General features: G+C 74.7%; 16 protein-coding genes. 8 read left to right on the top strand and 8 right to left on the bottom strand.

All coding sequences use genetic code 11. The annotated features are described in order from the left end of the window. Positions 1 to 60: 60 nt before the first annotated feature. The 5 genes from E6W39_RS09670 to murJ all read left to right on the top strand — a co-directional run bounded on the left by E6W39_RS09670 (position 61) and on the right by murJ (position 4,529). Positions 61 to 648: a helix-turn-helix domain-containing protein gene (locus E6W39_RS09670; protein ID WP_141633185.1), complete on the top strand. Its 588-nt coding sequence runs from the start codon at positions 61 to 63 to the stop codon at positions 646 to 648. Continuing rightward, on the top strand, positions 645 to 1,190 hold the full coding sequence (locus E6W39_RS09665) for a GNAT family N-acetyltransferase (RefSeq protein ID WP_323808997.1): 546 nt from the start codon (positions 645 to 647) through the stop codon (positions 1,188 to 1,190). The genes E6W39_RS09670 and E6W39_RS09665 overlap by 4 nt, the downstream gene beginning before the upstream one ends. A gap of 63 nt (positions 1,191 to 1,253) precedes the next feature. Further along, the gene (locus E6W39_RS09660; RefSeq protein ID WP_141633184.1) at positions 1,254 to 2,057 is read left to right on the top strand and encodes a Mur ligase family protein; all 804 of its coding nucleotides are present in this window, start codon (positions 1,254 to 1,256) and stop codon (positions 2,055 to 2,057) included. After that, the gene (locus tag E6W39_RS09655) at positions 2,015 to 2,884 is read left to right on the top strand and encodes a glutamate ligase domain-containing protein (protein WP_181799175.1); all 870 of its coding nucleotides are present in this window, start codon (positions 2,015 to 2,017) and stop codon (positions 2,882 to 2,884) included. Before E6W39_RS09660 ends, E6W39_RS09655 begins: the two co-directional genes overlap by 43 nt. A 73-nt stretch (positions 2,885 to 2,957) precedes the next feature. Then, the gene (murJ, locus tag E6W39_RS09650; RefSeq protein WP_141633183.1) at positions 2,958 to 4,529 is read left to right on the top strand and encodes a murein biosynthesis integral membrane protein MurJ; all 1,572 of its coding nucleotides are present in this window, start codon (positions 2,958 to 2,960) and stop codon (positions 4,527 to 4,529) included. A gap of 27 nt (positions 4,530 to 4,556) precedes the next feature. Here the strand turns inward: murJ and E6W39_RS09645 are convergent, their stop codons facing one another. After that, on the bottom strand, positions 4,557 to 5,525 hold the full coding sequence (locus tag E6W39_RS09645; RefSeq protein WP_141633182.1) for a glycosyltransferase family 2 protein: 969 nt from the start codon (positions 5,523 to 5,525) through the stop codon (positions 4,557 to 4,559). 158 nt (positions 5,526 to 5,683) lie between these two features. On the opposite strand from E6W39_RS09645, the gene E6W39_RS09640 reads away from it, so the two are divergent. Continuing rightward, a complete protein-coding gene (locus E6W39_RS09640) occupies positions 5,684 to 7,078 on the top strand; it encodes a UDP-N-acetylmuramoyl-tripeptide--D-alanyl-D-alanine ligase (RefSeq protein WP_141633181.1) in 1,395 nt (464 codons plus the stop codon). A gap of 125 nt (positions 7,079 to 7,203) precedes the next feature. Here E6W39_RS09640 and E6W39_RS09635 read toward each other — a convergent pair whose 3' ends face one another. Together E6W39_RS09635 and E6W39_RS09630 are read right to left on the bottom strand one after the other, a co-directional pair. Then, positions 7,204 to 8,094, bottom strand: coding sequence for a diacylglycerol/lipid kinase family protein (locus E6W39_RS09635; protein ID WP_220140189.1), 891 nt, complete (start codon positions 8,092 to 8,094; stop codon positions 7,204 to 7,206). Beyond that, positions 8,084 to 9,703 (bottom strand): FAD-binding oxidoreductase, encoded by a 1,620-nt coding sequence (locus E6W39_RS09630; protein WP_141633180.1) that lies wholly within the window; start codon positions 9,701 to 9,703, stop codon positions 8,084 to 8,086. The genes E6W39_RS09635 and E6W39_RS09630 overlap by 11 nt, the downstream gene beginning before the upstream one ends. A gap of 74 nt (positions 9,704 to 9,777) precedes the next feature. Between E6W39_RS09630 and E6W39_RS09625 the strand changes: the two genes are divergently transcribed. Together E6W39_RS09625 and E6W39_RS09620 are read left to right on the top strand one after the other, a co-directional pair. Continuing rightward, entirely contained in the window at positions 9,778 to 10,419 is a 642-nt protein-coding gene (locus E6W39_RS09625) for a TetR/AcrR family transcriptional regulator (protein ID WP_141633179.1), read from the top strand. Continuing rightward, positions 10,419 to 11,978, top strand: a complete 1,560-nt coding sequence (locus E6W39_RS09620) for a glycerol-3-phosphate dehydrogenase/oxidase (RefSeq protein WP_141633178.1) — start codon at positions 10,419 to 10,421, stop codon at positions 11,976 to 11,978. The genes E6W39_RS09625 and E6W39_RS09620 overlap by 1 nt, the downstream gene beginning before the upstream one ends. Before the next feature lie 88 nt (positions 11,979 to 12,066). On the opposite strand, the gene E6W39_RS09615 is transcribed toward E6W39_RS09620, so the two are convergent. The 5 genes from E6W39_RS09615 to E6W39_RS09595 form a co-directional block, all read right to left on the bottom strand. After that, positions 12,067 to 12,420, bottom strand: a complete 354-nt coding sequence (locus E6W39_RS09615) for a DUF6204 family protein (protein ID WP_141633177.1) — start codon at positions 12,418 to 12,420, stop codon at positions 12,067 to 12,069. A gap of 170 nt (positions 12,421 to 12,590) precedes the next feature. Further along, complete coding sequence (locus E6W39_RS09610; RefSeq protein ID WP_141633176.1) at positions 12,591 to 12,983, bottom strand: RNA-binding S4 domain-containing protein; 393 nt, start codon at positions 12,981 to 12,983, stop codon at positions 12,591 to 12,593. Then, positions 12,980 to 14,692, bottom strand: coding sequence for an AfsR/SARP family transcriptional regulator (locus E6W39_RS09605; protein WP_141633175.1), 1,713 nt, complete (start codon positions 14,690 to 14,692; stop codon positions 12,980 to 12,982). Before E6W39_RS09605 ends, E6W39_RS09610 begins: the two co-directional genes overlap by 4 nt. A 161-nt stretch (positions 14,693 to 14,853) precedes the next feature. Next, entirely contained in the window at positions 14,854 to 16,191 is a 1,338-nt protein-coding gene (locus E6W39_RS09600) for a CHAP domain-containing protein (RefSeq protein WP_141633174.1), read from the bottom strand. 192 nt (positions 16,192 to 16,383) lie between these two features. Beyond that, the gene (locus E6W39_RS09595) at positions 16,384 to 17,841 is read right to left on the bottom strand and encodes a helix-turn-helix domain-containing protein (protein WP_141633173.1); all 1,458 of its coding nucleotides are present in this window, start codon (positions 17,839 to 17,841) and stop codon (positions 16,384 to 16,386) included. Positions 17,842 to 17,905 lie beyond the last annotated feature (64 nt).

Raw genomic sequence — 17,905 nt, 5'->3', positions numbered from 1 at the left:
GCGGCGAGGATCATGTGACCCCTGAGGTTACCCGTCCGTATCTGGGATATCCTCCCGAATATGAGAACTCCTGGCCCTGAAGAAGCCGAGAGCGACCCGGTCACCGCGCGGCTGGCCGAGCGGCTCGCCGAACTGCGCACCGACCAGGGCTGGTCGCTGGACGAACTGGCCCGCCGCACCGGAGTCAGCCGCTCCACGCTCTCCCGGCTGGAGCGCGCCGAGATCAGCCCGACCGCCGCCCTGCTGGGCCGCCTCTGCACCGCCTACGGGCGCACCATGTCCCGGCTGCTGGCCGAGGTCGAGGCCGAGCCGCCGCAGCTGGTGCGTGCCGATGAGCAGGCCGTCTGGCGGGACGAGGCGGCCGGCTTCACCCGTCGCGCCGTCTCCCCGCCGCACGCCGGGCTGCGCGGCGAGGTCGTCGAGGGCGTGCTGCGGGCAGGTGCGGACATCGCCTACCAGGAGGCACCCGTCCCCGGACTGGAGCAGCATGTCTGGGTGCTGGACGGCGAGTTGGAGCTCACGGTGGGCAGCGCGACGCACCGGCTGCGGGCGGGGGACTGCCTGCGGTTCCGGCTCTGGGGGCCGACCCGCTTCCACAACCCCGGGCCCGAGCCGGTCCGTTACGCAGTGCTGGTGGTCATGCCATGAGCGCCGCACCGCAGTTGACGCCCGCCAGGCTCGCCGCCGCCGACTTCGACGCCACCGTCCCCGCGCTGGCCGAGCTGCTCGCCGCCGCCGTGGCCGACGGCGCCTCGCTCGGTTTCCGCGATCCGTTCGGCCCCGCCGAGGCCGCCGACTGGTGGCAGGCGCAGCGCCCGGCCGTCGCCGCCGGCGACCTGCTGGTCTGGACGGCCCGCCGCCCGGACGGCGCCCTGGCCGGCACCGTCGGCCTGGCCCTGACCCGCAAGGCCAACGGCAGCCACCGCGCCGAGATCGTCAAGCTGATGGTGCACCCGGGCAGCCGCCGCCGAGGCCTGGCCGCCCGCCTGCTGGCCGCCGCCGAGCAGACGGCGAGCCGACACGGCGTCGGCCTGCTGCTGCTCGACACCGAGGCCGGCAGCGGCGCCGAGGCGCTCTACCAGGGGCCGGCTGGACCAGGTTCGGCGTCGTCCCTGGCTATGCCACCGACCCGCTCGGCCGGCTGCGCGACGGGAGCTTCTACTACAAGCGGCTCGCCTGACGCGCTGTGATCGCTACCCCGGTGGCCACACATAAGCTGCACGTCACTGATCATGCGCTTAGCGTAATGAGCCATGGGCAGCAGCGAGGTGAACAGAGACACCGCACCGTGGCCGGCAGTGCGGCGCCCGGTGGCGCTGTCCCAGCTCGCCGCGGTCTGGGCGGGGGCCGAACAGACCGGTGGGGACGTGGGGTTGCTCGACTGCACGCACGACAGCCGGCAGGTCCGCCCGGGCTGGCTGTTCTGCGCGCTGCCCGGCGCCCACACCGACGGCCATGACTACGCGGCGGCCGCCGTCGAGGCCGGAGCCCGGGCCCTGCTGGTGGAGCACCCGCTCGACCTGGCCGTGCCGCAACTTCGGGTGCCCAGCGTGCGGTGGGCGATCGGCCCGGTCGCCGCCGCCCTGCACGGCCACCCGGCCGACGGCCTGGCGCTGGCCGGGATCACCGGCACCAACGGCAAGACCACCACCAGCTACCTGCTGTACTCCGCCTTCAGCGCCGCCGGCTGGACCGCCGGACAGCTGGGCACCGTGGAGACCCGGATCGGTTGCCGCCGCTGGTCCGCAAAGCTGACCACCCTGGAGGCGCCGGACCTGCAGCGGACCCTGGCCCGGATGCGCGCCGGCGGCGTGGAGGCCGCCGTGATGGAGGTCTCCTCGCACGCGCTGGACCAGCACCGGGTCGGCGGAATCGCCTTCGACGTCGGCATCTTCACCAACCTGACGCCCGAACACCTCGACTACCACGGCACCATCGAGCAGTACTACTACGCCAAGTCGCTGCTCTTCACCCCCGAACGCTGCCGCGCCGCGCTGGTCTGCGTCGACGACGAGTGGGGGAGCGGCTCGCCGCCCAGACCACCGTGCCGACCATAGGCTTCGGTCTCAGCGAACGCGCCCAGGCCCGGATCACCGAGGTGCGGGCCGACCGGCGCGGCATCCGGCTGCGCCTCACCGGCCCGGACGGCCCGGTCGACCTGTCCGCCCCGCTGATCGGCGAGTGCAACGCCACCAACGTGGCCGCCGCCTACCTGGCGGCGCGTGCGCTCGGCGTGCCGCAGGAGACGGCGGTGGCGGGGATCGCCCACTGCGGCGGGATCCCCGGCCGCTCCGAGGCGGTCGACGTCGGCCAGCCGTTCCTGGTGCTGGTCGACTACGCCCACACCCCCGGCGCGATCGCCGCCCAGCTGGCCACCGCCCGCACCCTGGCGGTGGCGGGCGGCCGAGTCCACCTGGTGGTGGGCTGCCGCGGCGGCCGCGACCGCTACAAGCGCCAGGACGCCGGACGGGTCGCCATCACCGCCGACACCGCGATCCTGACCAGCGACAGCCCCGGGGAAGAGGACCCGCGCGCCATCGTCGACCAGATGCTGGCCGGCACGCTGGGCCAGGCCGACGGGCAGGTGGTGGTGGAGCTGGACCGGGCGATCGCGATCAACCTGGCGATAGCGGTGGCCGGTCCGGGCGACGTGGTGCTGATCGTCGGCCGGGGACACGAGACCATCCAGTACGTGGCCGGGCACAACCTGCCGTTCGACGACCGCAAGCAGGCCAGGGCCGCACTGCTGGCCCAGGGCTGGGGCGGCGACGGCGACCGGGCCGCGACCTGGCAGGTCAAGGCCGACCGGCTCGGGCTCGGCGTGGTGCACTGCCACCGGGTGACCGGCGGCGCGGCGCCGGACGCGGACGTGGTCCGGTCGTGACGGCCGTCGAGCAGGCCCCCGAGCAGGAGCGGCACGAGCAGTCGCGCACCCCCGGATCCGGCCCGAGCTGGCGATGGCCGCGGGCACCGCGCTGTCCCGGCTGACCGGCCTCGGGCGGGTCTTCGCGCTCTCCTACGCACTCGGCGTCAGCCCGCTCGCCGACGCCTACAACCTGGCCAACACCACCCCCAACATGGTCTACGACCTGGTCCTCGGCGGTGTGCTCTCGGCCACCCTGATCCCGGTGTTCGTCGCCCGGCTGCAGCGCTCGCGCGCGGACTGGGAGGGGATCAGCGCGGTGCTGACGGTCTGCCTGGTGCTGCTGGTTGCCGCCGCCGCGCTGGTGGCGGGCGGTGCCGGGGTGCTGATGCGCGGCTACACGCTGGCCACCGCGCACGCCACGGCCGGGCCGGAACGCGCCGTCGCCGTCCGGCTGCTGCGACTGTTCGCGCCGCAGGTGCTGCTCTACGGCGTGATCGCGCTGGCCACCGCCGTGCTCAACAGCGTGCGCCGGTTCGCCCTGGCCGCGTTCGCGCCGATCGCCAACAACCTGGTGCTGATCGGGCTGCTGCTGGCCGCCGCGCCCCGGCTGCGGCACAGCTCCGTCACCGCGGTGCTCGGCACCCCCGGGCTGCTCACCCTGCTGGGGCTGGGCACCACGGCCGGGGTGGCCGCCCAGGCGCTGGTGCTGGTCGGCGGGGTGCGCCGGACCGGGGCGCCGCTGCGCTGGCGCTGGCGGCCGCGGCATCCGGCGGTGCGCCAGGTGGCCGGGCTGTCCGGCTGGACCTTCGCCATGGTGGCGGCCAACCAGGCCGGGCTGTTCGCGGTGCTGCTGCTGGCCGCCGCCGAACCGGGCGGGGTGAGCGCCTACACCTACGCCTTCGCGTTCTTCCAGGTGCCGTTCGGTGTGGTCGCGGTCTCCATCACGGGCGCCCGGCAACCCGGCTGGGCGGCCACCTGGGCGGCCGGGCAGGTCGACGAGCTGGGCGCCCAAGTGGCCGACGGGCTACGGCTGCTGACGCTGCTGATGGTCCCGATCGCGGCGGTGCTCGCCGCGCTGGCCGACCCGATCGCCCGACTGCTGCTCGGCCACGGCGCGGCGGGGGTCGGCGGCGCGACCCTCACCGGACAGGTGCTGGCGCTGCTCACCCTGGGGCTGCCGAGCTTCTCGGCGTACCTGTACTTCATCCGGGTGCTCCAGGCGATGCGCGACCTGCGGACGGCGTTCGGGCTCTACCTGGTCAACAACGGGGTGACGGTGGTGGCGGCGCTGGCGCTCTACCGGCCGGCCGGGGTGCGGGGGTGGCGGTCGCGGTGGCGGTCGGCTACGCCGCCGCCGCGCTGGCCGCCGCTGGCCTGCTGCGCAGGCGGTTCGGCGGGGCGCCGCTGCTGCCCGCACCGGTGCTGGGGCGGGCGCTGGCGAGCGGGGTGCCGGTGGGCCTGCTCGCCTGGTGGCGGGTGGGGGCGCTGGGGGCGCCACCGGGCTGGCTGCGCTGCCGGCGCTGCTGGGCGGCGCGGCGGTGGTGGGGGCGGCGCTGCCGCTGGGGTGCGGGGTGGCGGGGTGGCGGTGGTTCGCGGGCGGGGCGTGGGGGAGTGGGGCGAGGAGGGGGAGGAGGGTGAGACCGAGGATGAGGGTGCTGACTGAGGGGGAGGGTGCTGACTGAGCGCTTGCTCAGAGCGCCCGGCTCCGCAGGCGCCGTAGCGCCCGGCCGCCGAGGAACGGGGCGAGGTAGCGGGCTGTGGCGGCGGGGATGTGGCGGGCCAGGCCGGCGGCGCGGAGCTCGGTCAGCACGGTGCGGGCGCTGGTGCGCTGGCCGGCCAGCGCGAAGGCGACCGCGAAGCGCAGGTAGTGCCAGGTGAGCACCTGGGCGAAGGCGGCGGCCGGCAGCACGCCGCCGCGCCCCTCCCGGCCCAGCATGGTCAGCATCCGGGCGTAGAGCCGGCCGAGGTCCTTGCTGTAGCCGCCGGGCTCGTCCCGGTAGACCGCCAGCGGGGCATCCAGCTTGACCACGGTGCCGTGGCGGGCGCAGCGCAGCCACAGGTCCCAGTCCTCGGCGCCGTCCAGCGCGGGGTCGAAGCTGCCGGCGCGGCCCAGCACCTCGGCCCGGACCAGCACGGTGGAGGTCTGGAACCGGTTGAGCACCAGGACGTCGCGGTAGCCGACCACGCGGCTGGGCACGCGCTGACCAAGCGCTCGTTCAGCCCCGATCCCGGCCTCGGCGTCGACCCCGCCCTCGGGCAGCGTGCGCACCCAGTCGCCGGCCAGCAGCACCGCGTGCGGGTGCTCGCGCAGCGCCGCCAGCTGCCGGGCCAGCTTGCCCGGCAGCCAGAGGTCGTCGGCGTCCAGGAACGCCACCCAGGGCTGGTTGCTCTCCCGGATGCCGGCGTTGCGGGCGGCCGACGGACCCTGGTTGCGCTGGCGGACCACCAGCACCTCCGGGAACGCGGCCGCCACCCTGGCCGTGCCGTCCTGCGACCCGTCGTCGACCACGATCACCTGGGCCGGCCGGGGCACCTGTCCGAGCGCCGAGGCGAGCGCCGCACCCAGGGTCTGCGCGGCGTTGTAAGCGGCGATCACCACGCTCACCGGCGCCACCTCGCCGCCCATCGGTGCCACGTCATCTGCCAACTGCTCAGCCATCTGCCACCTCGCTCACACTCGGATCGGCCCCGAAGCATGCTTGCAAGCCACCCGCTCGAACGGCGGGAGGCACCGGGCGTGGCGTAGCCGAGGAAACCCGGGTGGCCGCAGTTAGCGTCGGGAGCACCCTCACCGCAATCCCATGAACGGAGCCTCCCGTGATCCCGCTGACGCTGCACCAGATCGCCCAGCTAGTCGGCGGCACGCTGTACGACGCGCCCGACCCGGCCGCCATGGTCGACCGCCCCGCCGTGGTCGACTCCCGGCTGGCCGAGCCGGGATCGCTCTTCGCCGCGCTGGCCGGCGACCGCACCGACGGCCACCGGTTCGCGGTGGAGGCGGTGGAGGCCGGCGCGGTGGCTGTGCTGGCGGAACGACCGGTGGGCGTGCCCGCGGTGGTGGTGCCCGAGGTGCTCGCCGCGCTGGCGGAGCTCGCCCGGGCCGCCGCCGGGCGGCTGACCGACGCCACGGTGGTGGCGCTGACCGGCTCGGCCGGCAAGACCAGCACCAAGGACCTGCTCTCCCAAGTGCTGCCCGCGCTGGGCCGCACGGTGGCCACCCCGCTCTCCTACAACAACCAGATCGGGCTGCCGCTGACCGTGCTGCGGGCCGATGCCGAGACCCGCTACCTGCTGCTGGAGATGGGGGCCAGCCAGGCCGGCGACATCGCCTGGCTGACCGGCATCGCGCCGCCGCGGGTCGGCCTGGTGCTGAACATCGGCACCGCGCACATCGGCAAGTTCGGCGGCACCAAGCAGGCGATCGCCGCCGCCAAGGGGGAGTTGGTCGAGGCGCTGCCGTCGGACGGCCTGGCGGTGCTGAACGCCGACGACCCGTACGTGATGTCGATGGCGTCCCGAACTGCCGCCCGGGTGCTCACCTTTGGCCGCTCAGGTGGCGATGTCAGGGCCGGTGCGGTGGAGTTGGACGAGGCCGGGCGCCCGTACTTCACCCTGACCGACCAGCACGGCGAGGTCGCCCCGGTGCGGCTGGCCCTCTACGGCGCGCACCAGGTGGCCAATGCCACGGGGGCCGCCGCGGTGGCGCTTGGCCTCGGCCTGCCGCTCGACGAGGTGGCCGAACTGCTCAGCAAGGCACAGCCGTTGACGCCGGGCCGGATGCAGGTGCTGGAGCGCCCGGACGGGGTGACGGTGGTGAACGACGCGTTCAACGCCAACCCGGACTCGGTGGCGGTCGCCCTCATGGCGCTCGCCGCGATGGCCGGCGGCCGGCGGCGCACCGTGGCGGTGCTCGGTGAGATGGCCGAGTTGGGGGAGCACTCGGGCGACCACCATGAGGAGGTGGGCCGGCTGGTGGCCGCCGCCAAGGTCGACTCGCTGATCGCGGTGGGGGAGCGGGAGGCGGAGCTGATCCACCGCCAGGCGCGGGCGGCCGGGGTGGCGAGCATGCTGGTGGCCGACCGCGTGGCGGCGCTGGAGGTGCTGCGTCAGCTGCTGCGGCCCGGTGACCTGGTGCTGGTGAAGGGCTCGCACGCCACCGGCCTGGCCGAGACGGCGGAGCAGCTCTGCGCGCTGCCCGAGGCGGCGCGGTGAGGAGGAGGGCCTGCTGTGTGTGCTCCCGGCGGCCCGTGCGGTGGGAGCGCGAGGCCGCTCTGGGCACGGGCCGCCGGCCGTGCGGAGAGACGTCCCGAACGTGGGCTCACCGCACGGCCGTTGGGCTACGCGATGATGCGCAGCGCCCCCGGTAGGACCCTGATGGTGGCGGGCAGCGTGGTGACTTCGTCCCCGTCGGCGCAGACCGGGACCGGGCGGTCGGTCTCCACCGTCACCTCGTGGGCGTGGCGCAGCGAGACGTCGGGCCGGCGGGTGTGGGTGCCGCGCTTGACCTCCTGCATGAAGGAGGCGATCTTCCAGCGCGGTCCGTCGCCGACCACCATCAGCCGCAGCCGCCCGTCGTCCAGCTGGGCGTCCGGCACGATCCGCAGGCCGTGCCCGTAGGCGCCGGAGTTGGCCAGCACCACGGTGTGCCCGCGCACCGACTGCCGCTCGCCGTCCACGGTCAGGGTGTAGCCGACCGAACGCCAGCCGAGGATCGCCCGCACCGGAGCCAGTCGGTAGACCAGCAGGGCGGGCAGACCGCGGCCCGCGTTGATCAGCTGGGTGGCCACCGAGTCGATGCCGATGTAGACGTTGCCCGGCACGATCACCCCGTTGACCTCCAGCACATCGAGCCGGCGGGTGGCACCGGACAGCAGCAGCCCGGCCAGGGCCGCCGGGTCGGACGGCAGGTCGAGCGCCCGGGCCAGGTCGTTGCCGCGCCCGGCCGGGACCAGGGCGAGCGTGCCGCCGCCCCGGACCGCGCCCTCGGCGACGTCCCGCACCAGGCCGTCGCCGCCGACCGCGACCACCACGTCACCGCGTTCGGCGGCCGCGGTGGCGCACTCGATGGCGTGTTCCCGGCTGCGGGTCGGCTCGACCCGTACGGCGGCGCCGGCGGCGCGCAGCCGCGCGGCGACCGGCTCCCAGTGGGCGGTGGCGTGGCCGCCGCCCGAGATCGGGTTCACTATCGCGGTGAACGCGGGCACGTCGGCGGCCACTTCAGTGGTCACCCTCGGACGAGCCGCTTTCGAACAGCACACCGGGGTTGAGGATCCCGGCCGGGTCCAGCACCCGCTTGACGGCCCGCAGCGCCTCGATCGCCAGCGGCCCGACCTCCTCGGCGTAGCCGGCCCGGTGGTCGGTGCCGACCCCGTGGTGGTGGGTGATCGCCGCGCCGGTGGCCCGGATCGCCCGGTTGGCCGCGGCCTTGGCCTGCTGCCACTGGGCCACCGGGTCCTCGGTCTGGGCGCAGGCCACCGAGAAGTAGAGCGAGGCGCCGGTCTCGTAGACGTGCGAGATGTGGCAGAGCACCAGCGGCGGCGTGCCCTGGGCGGTGAGTGCGTCGGTGAGCGCCGTGGTGACGGCGGCACGCAGCTCGGACAGCTTGGACCAGAAGGTCACGGTCTCCAGGGTCTCGATCAGCACCCCGGCGTCCAGCAGCGGATCGCGCAGGTAGGGGGCTTTGAAGCGGCCGTGCCGCCAGGACTCGCCGGGCTCCTCGCCCAGCGGCTGCCCGCCGGCCGCCGCCAGCACCTCGCTCGCCGCGGCCCGGCGGGCGGCCACCTCGGCGGCGCTGCCCTCGTAGCCGGTGACGGCCAGGCAGCCGCCGGGGCCGCCGGCGAACATCGCGGCCGGGTCGGCCAGGTTGATCGAGGTCTCGGCCTCGTCGGAGAGCCGCAGCACGGTGGGCAGCGGGCCGTCCTGGGCGAGTCGGCGAAGCGCCGCCGCGCCGGCCTCGAAGGAGTCGAACTGCCAACCCTCGAAGACCCGTTCGGCAGGGAGCGGCCGGACCCGCACGGTCACCGAGGTGATCACACCCAGGGTGCCCTCGGAACCCAGCACCAGCTGGCGCAGGTCCGGCCCTGCCGCCGACTTGGGCGCGGTGCCCATGCTGACGGTGCCGCGCGGGGTGGCCAGCTCCAGCGCCACCACCATCTCGTCGAACCGCCCGTAGCCGGCCGAGGATTGGCCGGCCGAGCGGGCCGCCGCGTAGCCGCCGATGCTGGCGCCCTCGTAGGACTGCGGGAAGTGACCCAGCGTCAGACCCTGCTCGCGGAGCAGGCGTTCGGCCTCACTGCCGCGCAGGCCGGCCTGCAGGGTGGCCGTCCGGGAGACGGTGTCGACGGCGAGCACCGCGTCCAGCCGCCCCAGGTCCAGGGCCAGCACGCCCGCGAAGCCGGCCCGGTCCGGGGCCAGACCGCCGACCACCGAGGTGCCGCCCGAGTACGGCACGACCGCCACGCCCAGCCGCTCGCAGCAGGCCAGCAGCGCCACCACCTCGTCATGGCTGCCCGGGTAGGCGACGGCGTCGGGCGCATCGGTCAGGTCGCCGGCCCGCAGGCGCAGCAGGTCGGGGGTGGACCAGCCGCGGGTGTGCCCGATCCGGGTGGCGGCATCGGTGCGCAGCTGCCCGGCGCCCACCACCCCGGTGATCGGGGCGAGGTCGAAACCCGGCTCCGGCAGCGTGAGTTCGGCGAGGTCGACCGGCTCCTCGGCCGGTGCCTTGACGCCGAAGGCGGCGAGCGTCTCGGTGGCGGCGGCCGGCAGCGTGGTGCGGCGCGCGGGGTCGCCCCAGCGGTACGGATGGAAGTCCGTGACGGGGAGGTCCGACTCGTTCATGGAGGTCATTGAGGTCCTCAAGAAAACTCAGGGCTGCCATTGCTCAGGAGCGCGCTGATACACTTGTACATGTGATGTCGCAGCGAATCAACAATGGTGCCCAGCCGAAGGCGGCCAACGCCATCCCCGAGGAGCGGATCCTCGACGCGGCGTACCAGCTGCTGCTGACCATCGGCATGCAGCGGATGACCATGGCCGACATCGCCCGCCAGGCCGGGGTCTCCCGGGCCACCCTCTACCGCCGCTGGGGCGGGGTGCGCGAGGTGATCGGCGCGCTCACCACCCGGGAGTGGTCGGCGCTCACCCTCGCCGCCATGCCCGCCGACGGCCTGCCGCCCGGCCGGGCGCCGAGCCGGGCGCAGCTGGTGGACGGCGTGGTGCGGCTGGTCCGGCTGATCCGGGTGCACCCGCTGCTGCGCCGAATCGTCGAGCTGGACCCGGACTTCCTGACGCCCTACCTGCTCACCCGGCGCGGCAGCAACACCAACCACCAGCTGGAGATGCTGGAGACGGCGCTGCGCCTGGCCATCGCGGAGGGCTCGGTGCGGGCCGGTGATCCCGCGCTGCTGGCCCGCGCGGTGCTGCTGACGGCCTGGTCGTTCACCCTCACCGGCCCGGTCCTCACGGGCGAACCGGACGGCTCCGGGCCCGAGTCGGACCGGCTGGACGAAGAGTTGCGCCTGCTGCTTGACCGGTACCTGGATGGAGCCGCCTGATGAATCCCGCGTCCCTGAACGCCGCGTCCGTGAACGCCGCGTCGCTGAACGCCGACCGCCGGGCCCGTGAGCTGGCCGAACTCCGCTCACCGGAAGTCGACTCGGTCGACGTCCTGGTCATCGGCGGCGGGGTGACCGGCGCCGGCGTCGCGCTGGACGCGGCCTCCCGGGGCCTGCGCACCGTGCTGGTGGAGAAGCACGACCTGGGCTTCGGCACCAGTCGGTGGAGCTCCAAACTGGTCCACGGCGGGCTGCGCTACCTGGCCTCCGGCGCGGTCGGGATCGCCCGGGAGAGCGCGGTGGAGCGCGACATCCTGCTCCGCCGCACCGCCCCGCACCTGGTCCAGCCGCTGCCGCAGGTGGTCCCGCTGCTGCCCGGCACCACCTTCGCCGGGGCCGCCCTGGTCCGGGCCGGCTTCCTGGCCGGAGACGCGCTGCGGGTCAGCGCCGGCACCCCGTCCGCCCTGCTGCCCCGCTCCCGCCGGCTGCGCCCCGCCGAGGTGCTCCGCTACGCGCCCACCGTCGAGGCCGCCGGGCTGCGCGGCGGCCTGGTCTTCTGGGACGGCCAACTGGTCGACGACGCCCGGTTGGTGGTCGCCCTGGCCCGCACCGCCGCCAAGCACGGCGCCCGGGTGCTGACCAGGTGCGCCGCCCTGGAGGCCGACGGCTCCGGCGCCCGGCTGCGGGACGAACTGACCGGCGAGAGCTTCCGGTTGGCGGCCCGCACGGTGATCAACGCCACCGGGGTGTGGGCGGGCGAGCTGGCCCCCGGACTGACCCTGCGGCCCAGCCGGGGCACCCACCTGGTGCTGCCGCAGTCCGCGTTCGGCGGGCTGACCGCCGGGCTCACCGTGCCGGTGCCCGGCGAGTCCAACCGCTTCGTCTTCGCGCTGCCTGCCCCGGACGGCCGGGTCTACGTCGGCCTCACCGACGAGGCGGCGCCCGGCCCGGTGCCCGATGTGCCCGAACCCGCCGACAGCGAGATCGAGTTCCTGCTCGGCACCATCAACACCGCGCTGCGCCGCCCGCTCACCCGCGCCGACCTGCTCGGCAGCTTCGCCGGCCTGCGCCCGCTGCTGGACGACGGCACCGGCCGCACGGCCGACGTGTCACGCAAGCACGCGGTGCTCACCGCCCCCGACGGCCTGGTCACGGTGGTCGGCGGCAAGCTCACCACCTACCGCCGGATGGCCGAGGACGCCCTGGACGCCGCCCTGGCCCGCGCCGGCATCCAGGCCCGCCCCTGCCGCACCCGGGCCCTCCCCCTGGTGGGCGCCGGCTCCCCGGCGATGCTGGCCGCCGTGCCGGCCCCGCCGCGACTGGTCCGCCGCTACGGCACCGAGGCCCCCGCCGTACTCGCCGAGGCCGACGGCGACCCCGCCGCCCTCACCCCGATCGCCCCCGGCACCGAAACCACCCTGGCCGAACTCCGCTTCGCCGCCCGCCACGAGGGCGCCCTCGACGTGGGCGACCTACTGGACCGGCGCACCCGGATCGGCCTGAGCCCAACGGACCGCCAGCAGGCCGAGGCGGCAGCGGAGTCGGTGGTGGGGGGTTAGTTGGGGCCGGTGGTCCGTCAGTAGGCCGAGGTGGGAGCTGGGTCGGTGGACCCTCAAGAGGCCGAAGCCGCCGCCGAGCCGGTGCTGCTCAGGGGCTAGCCTGCGCCTTGCGTTGGCGCTTGGAGAGGGCGGCCTTCGACATGTCCTCGGCGGTGGAGCGCAGGTTCTTCCAGGCGTAGCCGCGCTCGCTCAGCCAGGCCTCGGCGGCCGCCTCGGCGCGGGCGGTCGCCGGCACGATGTCCTCGTCGGCGCTGCCCGACTCCAGGAAGCGGAAGGCGAAGTCGGCGCGGGCCGCGATGTCATAGCTGAGGTGGCCCTCGCGGGTGAAGCTCGCGAACAGCACGTCGTGGCCGGCGGCCTCGGCGCGCAGCGCGGCCCGCTGGTCGTCGGTGAGCGAGTCGAAGGCGCCGCGCACGATGATCCGGAAGTCACGTTCGGTCATGCGCGCGACCCTAAGGCGGCGAACCGGGAGGAAGCCACCGGTTTTCCTCAGCTCGGTGGGCCGAAACCCGGCCTCACCCCGCTATGCGCGGCCATCGTCGGCGCTGCGGAGGGGCCGTGCATCCGGGCCGGGCGTCAGCGTCCCCGGTCGCCGTGCATCCGGGCCCGGGGTCAGCGCCCCCGGCGGCCGGACAGCTGGTCGAGGTCGCGGCGTTCCCGCTTGGTCGGCCGGCCGGCCCCGCGCTCGCGCACCGCGACCGGCGCGTTGACGTGGAACGGGTCGGAGGCCGGGCGCGGCGGGCTGTTGTCGATGTAGCAGTCCACCGCCACCGAGGCGCCCACCCGCTTGCTCAGCAGCTTGGTGACCACCACCACCCGGTCCCAGTCCTCCTGGCGCACCCGGACCTCGTCGCCCACCTTCAACGGCTGGGCCGGCTTCGCCCGTTCGCCGTTCACCCGGACGTGCCCGGCCCGGCAGAGCCCGGCCGCGACCGAGCGGGTCTTGGCCAGCCGCACCGACCAGACCCAGGCGTCCACCCGGACCGAACCCTCCTCAGCGCTCATGGGTTGAGCCTAACCTGTGGCGGCACCCGGAGGGCCTGGCGCAACGAGCGGCCGAACGCCCGGGCCAGCGGTCGCACCCGGTAGTGGCCCGGCGCCGGACTGGTCAGCAGATGGGCGTCGACCAGCCGCTCCAGCACCGGATCGGGACGGCAGCGGACCAGGGCCTCCGAACCGCGCTCGGCCAGCGCCCGGAAGGCCCGGGCGGCGGCCGGGTCGAGCCGCCGGAAACTGGCGGTGTACCCGGCCCACAGGTCCAGCCGGCCGATCCGCAGCTCCTCCAGCACCTGGTCGGCGAGCCGCTCGGCGAGCTGCGCCAACTGCCAGCACGGGCGGGCCGCCAGCCGTGCCGCGCAGATCCGCAGGGCCAGCGGCACCCCGTCGCACCGCTCCACCAGCGCGGTGGCGGCCAGCGGTTCGCGGGCCACCCGTTCGGGACCGATCAGCCGGGCCAGCAGCTGCCGGCTCTCCGGGAGGCCCAGCGGCTCCAGCTGGACCACCTGGGCGCCGGGCAGGTCGGCCATCCGGTCCCGGGTGGTGACCAGGGCGGCGCTGCCCGGCCCGGTGGGCAGCAGCGGGCCCACCTGGGCGCCGGACTGCGCGTCGTCCAGCACCACCAGGACCCGGCGGTCGGCCAGCACCGAACGGTAGAGCGCGGTGCGGGCCGCCGTCCCGGCCGGGATCGCGGACGGCGGCAGGCCCAGCGAGCCGAGCAGGGTGCCCAGCACCGCGGAGATGCCGGTGGCGCCGCCGAGTTCGGCGTACAGCGTGCCGTCCGGAAAGCAGCTCCCGACCAGGTATCCGGCCCGCAGTGCCAGGGCGCTCTTGCCGATCCCCGGCCCGCCGGTGAGCACGGCGACCTGCGGCGCGCCGTGCGGTTGCGGGGCGGCCAACTGCTCGGTCAGCCGGCGCAGCTCGACCGCCCGCCCGGTGAAGTCGGGCAGCTGCGGAGGCAGTTGGTTGAGCATCACCGGGGTGTCCTGCCCGGACAGGATCCGGTGGTGCGCCTCCTGCAGCTCCGGTCCTGGCTCCACCCCGAGCTCGTCGGCCAGGGCGGCCCGGACCCGCCGGTAGGCGGTCAGCGCCTCCCAGGGGCGGCCGTCCAGCTCCAGGGCGGTCATCAGCTGGGCCCAGAACCGCTCGCGCTCGGGGTGCGCGGTGGTGAGCTCGCGCAGTTCGGCCAGCGCGGCGGTGTGCCGGCCGAGCCGCAGTTCGGCTGCCAGCCGCAGTTCCAGGGCGTCCAGGCGCACTTCGGCCAGCCGCTCGGCCTCCTCGCGGTGCAGTGCGTCGGAGGGCACGTCGGCGAGGGCCGGGCCGCGCCACAGCGCCAGGGCGTCCCGCAGCAGTGCGGCGGCGTCCGGCACGGCGTCGGCGCGCAGCGCCGCCAGTCCGCGGTCGCGCAGCTCGGCGAACCGGTGCAGGTCGACCTCGGCGGGCGCGGCGCGCAGCAGGTAGCCGCCGTCCCGGGTCTCGATCCGCTCGCCGGCCTCGCCGAGCACCTGGCGCAGCCGCATCACGTAGTTGCGCAGCGTGCTGGACGCGCTGCGCGGCGGTCGGCCGTCCCAGACGATCTCCGCGAGCCGCTCTGCGGTCACCGGCTGGCCGGCCCGGACCAGTAGCGCGGCCAGCAGGATGCGCTGCTTGGGCGCAGGAACGGTGCGGGCCCCTGCCGCGTCTTTGATCAGCAGTGGTCCGAGAATCCCGAACTCCACCGAAGTGGCCCCCTCTTTTCGCTGGTGAGGCCATGTGTAGCGCGACGTCGGATTGTTCGGCGAGTCCGGGTGCAATCGGTCAATCAATTCCGTACAACAGAACGTCAGCTCGACCCTTGACGGGCCGAGCTGACGTCTGTGGGACCTACCGGAGTGCCGCGTCAGCCGCAGTGGCTCCAGGGGCTGGTCCAGGAGGTGGTGCCGTAGCCGCCGCCCCACATCACGCAGGCGGTGGGCGCGTTCTCGACGACCGGGCCGGCGTAGTAGGTGAAGCTGCCGGGGTTGCTGCCGGAGCTACCGCCCTGGACGGCGAGGGTGGCGTTCATCGAGACCGCACCGGACGGGTTGTCGGCCAGGGTGGTCACGCAGTTGTTGCCGGTCGCGGAGTTGTAGAGCAGGTAGACGGTGGCGTTGCCGAGGGCGTGGCTGTCGGTCACGGTGTAGCCGCTCCCGCAGACCTGGCCGGCGGTGTACGGGTTGCCGGTGGCCGGGGAGGGCGTCGGCGCGCCGGTGCCGCAGTGGCCCCACGGGCTGGTCCACGAGGTGCCGGCGTAGCTGCCGCCCCACTGCACGCAGGAGTTGGCGGCGGCGGCCGAGACCGGACCGGCGTAGTCGGTGTAGGTGCCGGTGTCAGTGACGGGGCTGCCGCCCTGGACCGTGAGGTTGGCGTTCAGCGCGACCGGACCGGACGGGTTCTTCACCAGGGTGGTGACGCAGTTGCTGCCGGTCGAGCCGTTGTAGAGCAGGAAGACCGTGGCGGAGCCGAGGTCGTGCGAGTCGATGATGCCGTAGCCGCTGCCGCAGACCTGGGGCGCGGTGTACGGGTTGGTGCCGAACGAGCCGCTGCCGGTCACCGGGGTGGTGTAGCCGACGATCTTGTAGCCGTCCTTGGTGTCGACGGTGCTCGGCACGCTGCCGACCGAGGTCTGGCCGGCCGGCAGGGTGATCTTGACGACACTTGAGCTGACCGCGAAGCCGGCCATCGAGCCGGTGCCGGTGGTGCCGCCCCAGTCGCCGTTGACGGTGTCGACCGAGCCGTCCGCGTTCACGGCGGTCACGATGCCCACGTGGTGGATCTCGCTGTCCTGCGTGGAGCCGTACTCCACGGCGTCACCGACCTGCGGCGTGTAGCCGGTGCCGGTGTGCAGGGTGCCGTTGTTCTGGCCGTAGGTGTAGAAGCTGGCCGCACCGGCGTCCAGGCCACCGGTGTAGTAGCCGGCGTTCTGCCAGACCCACATGGCGAAGTCGGCGCACCAGTACTCCGGGGTGCCGTTGTTGCCGTCGCAGCTGTGCTCGAACTCCGAGCCGCCCAGGCTGTTGTAGGTGGGGTTGTTGGCGCAGGTGCCGGCGGTCTTGGTGATGTTGGCGGTGGCCAGGGAGGCCACGTCGGCGCCGGTGGCCGCCGAGGCGGCGGTCACCGGGGCCAGCGAGACGAAGCCGAGCATCAGCAGAACCGCCGCGGCGCCGGATATCCGGTGCAGAAGGCGAGTGACGTTCACCGTGGTCCTTGGGAAGCGGGGACGTGGACGGCCCGCACGCATGGCGCCGGCCCCCGGCCGAGGTGAGGAGCCGGGGCCCGGAGGCTTGCGTGCGGGTGCGCCCACTGTCGTTGGTGGACGTATCGCCGCCGTATCGCGGCGGTCACGGCCCGCTGGTCGCGGGCCGCGACGGCGCTATGCTCTGACAGTCACTCAGCCGTTGACGTCGGGGTACCGGCAGGCGGCGTGCGACGCGGTGATCTGCTCCGCGGCGCTCAGCTTGATCTGCTGTGGGGGGCTCGGCAGCTGCTGCGCGGGGTCGGTGCTGCTGGGGGCCGGCACCAGGCGGACGTCGGTCACATCGGTCGGCCCGTCGCCGCCCAGGCAGGCGACGGCGATCACCGCGATGGCGGTGCCGGGGTTGCCGGGCTGCTCAGTGCCGGACAGCGGGCCCAGGCGCCACGGGTAGCTGAACGCGTTGGTGTCGCTGTTGATCACGTCCAGGTGGTGCCAGGTCGGTGCGGCGGGCGCCGCGTTGCCGGTCGGGGTGGGCTGACCGGTGGTGCCGGCGACCGGACTCGACCCGGCGGTCGACCGGGCGGTCGGGGAGGCGCTGGGAGGGATGCTCGGGGTGACGTAGCGCGCGGCGAAGCCGACGATCCCCAGATTGGTGCCGGTGGCCCACAGCCGCACGGTGTCCGAGGCGTCGGCGGTGCGCATCATGTTGAGCGAGATCGCGTCGGGCATCGGGCGGTCCGCCGGGCACTGCGAGGGCGCCATGGCGTTCGGCGGGTTGCCGTGGATGATCGCCGAGGCGATCACACCGCCGCCGTAGAGCTCGAACCAGCGCATGTCCGCCGAGGCGCCGTGGCTGTCGTAGATGACGTCGCCCAGGCAGTAGCCGGTGAAGTGCAGCTGGCAGCCGGCCGGGATGGTGCGGATGGTGGGGGAGTTGCGGCTGGCGCCGGTGCGGACGTGCGCGCCGTCGCCGTAGGTGATGCCGACGAAGTCCGAGGAGCCGGCACCCGTGGCGGCGGGCGGCGGCACCGGGCCGCAGGCGCTCGGGGTGCTCTCCTGGGCCTTCGCGTCCTCCATGATCGGCGGCCGGGTCACCAGCAGGGTGGCTATCAGGGCGATCACGGCGACGGCGGCGATGGTGACCGGGCGCCGCCACATCGGGCGGGCGGGGGCGCCGGGGTGGCCGTTGGACTCCGGGGAGTCCCCATCGCCGTCGGGTTCGGCGGCGCCGGGTGCGGGGGCCTCGGCTGACGGGGCGTCGGGTTCGGCGGCGCCGGGAGCGGCGGCCGTGGCCGAAGAGGCGTCCGGCGCGGGGGCGTCGGGTGCGAGGGGCTCGGTTGAGGGCGCATCGGTTGAGGGCGCATCGGCTGAGGGTGTGTCGGATCCAGCGGGTGCCGGTTCCCCGGCTTGGGCCTCGGGTTCGTCCGCGTCCTCGTGCTTCGCGCCCGCCCGCTGCTCCTCCAATGTGCGGTTGAGCTCCCGCCAGCGCTGCTCCCAGGCGGCGACGTCACCGCCGCAGGCCCCGACATACGCCAGGGTCACCTCCAGGCTGGGCTGCCGCACTCCGCCGGCGGCGTCACTCAGGGTAGTAGCGCCGAATCCCGCTGTGGTGGCGAGGGCTCGGTAGGTGGGGTTGCCGGCGGCTTCGCGCACGAGCCGCAAATCGTGGGCGAAGGCCTGCAGGGGCCCCTCAGTCGGGTCGATGGGACGTGGTTTG

The organism is Kitasatospora acidiphila (genome assembly GCF_006636205.1).
GTDB lineage: Bacteria > Actinomycetota > Actinomycetes > Streptomycetales > Streptomycetaceae > Kitasatospora > Kitasatospora acidiphila.
The sequence above is the reverse complement of the archived record's forward strand: the minus strand, read 5'-3'. Positions and strand labels throughout refer to the sequence as shown.

Excerpts from the sequence above, each read along its gene's own strand:
- E6W39_RS09665 (WP_323808997.1), top strand. The coding sequence starts at position 645 with ATGAGCGCCGCACCGCAGTTGACGCCCGCCAGGCTCGCCGCCGCCGAC.
- E6W39_RS09670 (WP_141633185.1), top strand. The coding sequence starts at position 61 with ATGAGAACTCCTGGCCCTGAAGAAGCCGAGAGCGACCCGGTCACCGCG.
- E6W39_RS09645 (WP_141633182.1), bottom strand. The coding sequence starts at position 5,525 with ATGGCTGAGCAGTTGGCAGATGACGTGGCACCGATGGGCGGCGAGGTG.
- E6W39_RS09610 (WP_141633176.1), bottom strand. The coding sequence starts at position 12,983 with ATGAGCGCTGAGGAGGGTTCGGTCCGGGTGGACGCCTGGGTCTGGTCG.
- E6W39_RS09625 (WP_141633179.1), top strand. The coding sequence starts at position 9,778 with ATGTCGCAGCGAATCAACAATGGTGCCCAGCCGAAGGCGGCCAACGCC.
- E6W39_RS09630 (WP_141633180.1), bottom strand. The coding sequence starts at position 9,703 with ATGAACGAGTCGGACCTCCCCGTCACGGACTTCCATCCGTACCGCTGG.
- E6W39_RS09620 (WP_141633178.1), top strand. The coding sequence starts at position 10,419 with ATGAATCCCGCGTCCCTGAACGCCGCGTCCGTGAACGCCGCGTCGCTG.
- E6W39_RS09615 (WP_141633177.1), bottom strand. The coding sequence starts at position 12,420 with ATGACCGAACGTGACTTCCGGATCATCGTGCGCGGCGCCTTCGACTCG.
- murJ (WP_141633183.1), top strand. The coding sequence starts at position 2,958 with ATGGCCGCGGGCACCGCGCTGTCCCGGCTGACCGGCCTCGGGCGGGTC.
- E6W39_RS09660 (WP_141633184.1), top strand. The coding sequence starts at position 1,254 with ATGGGCAGCAGCGAGGTGAACAGAGACACCGCACCGTGGCCGGCAGTG.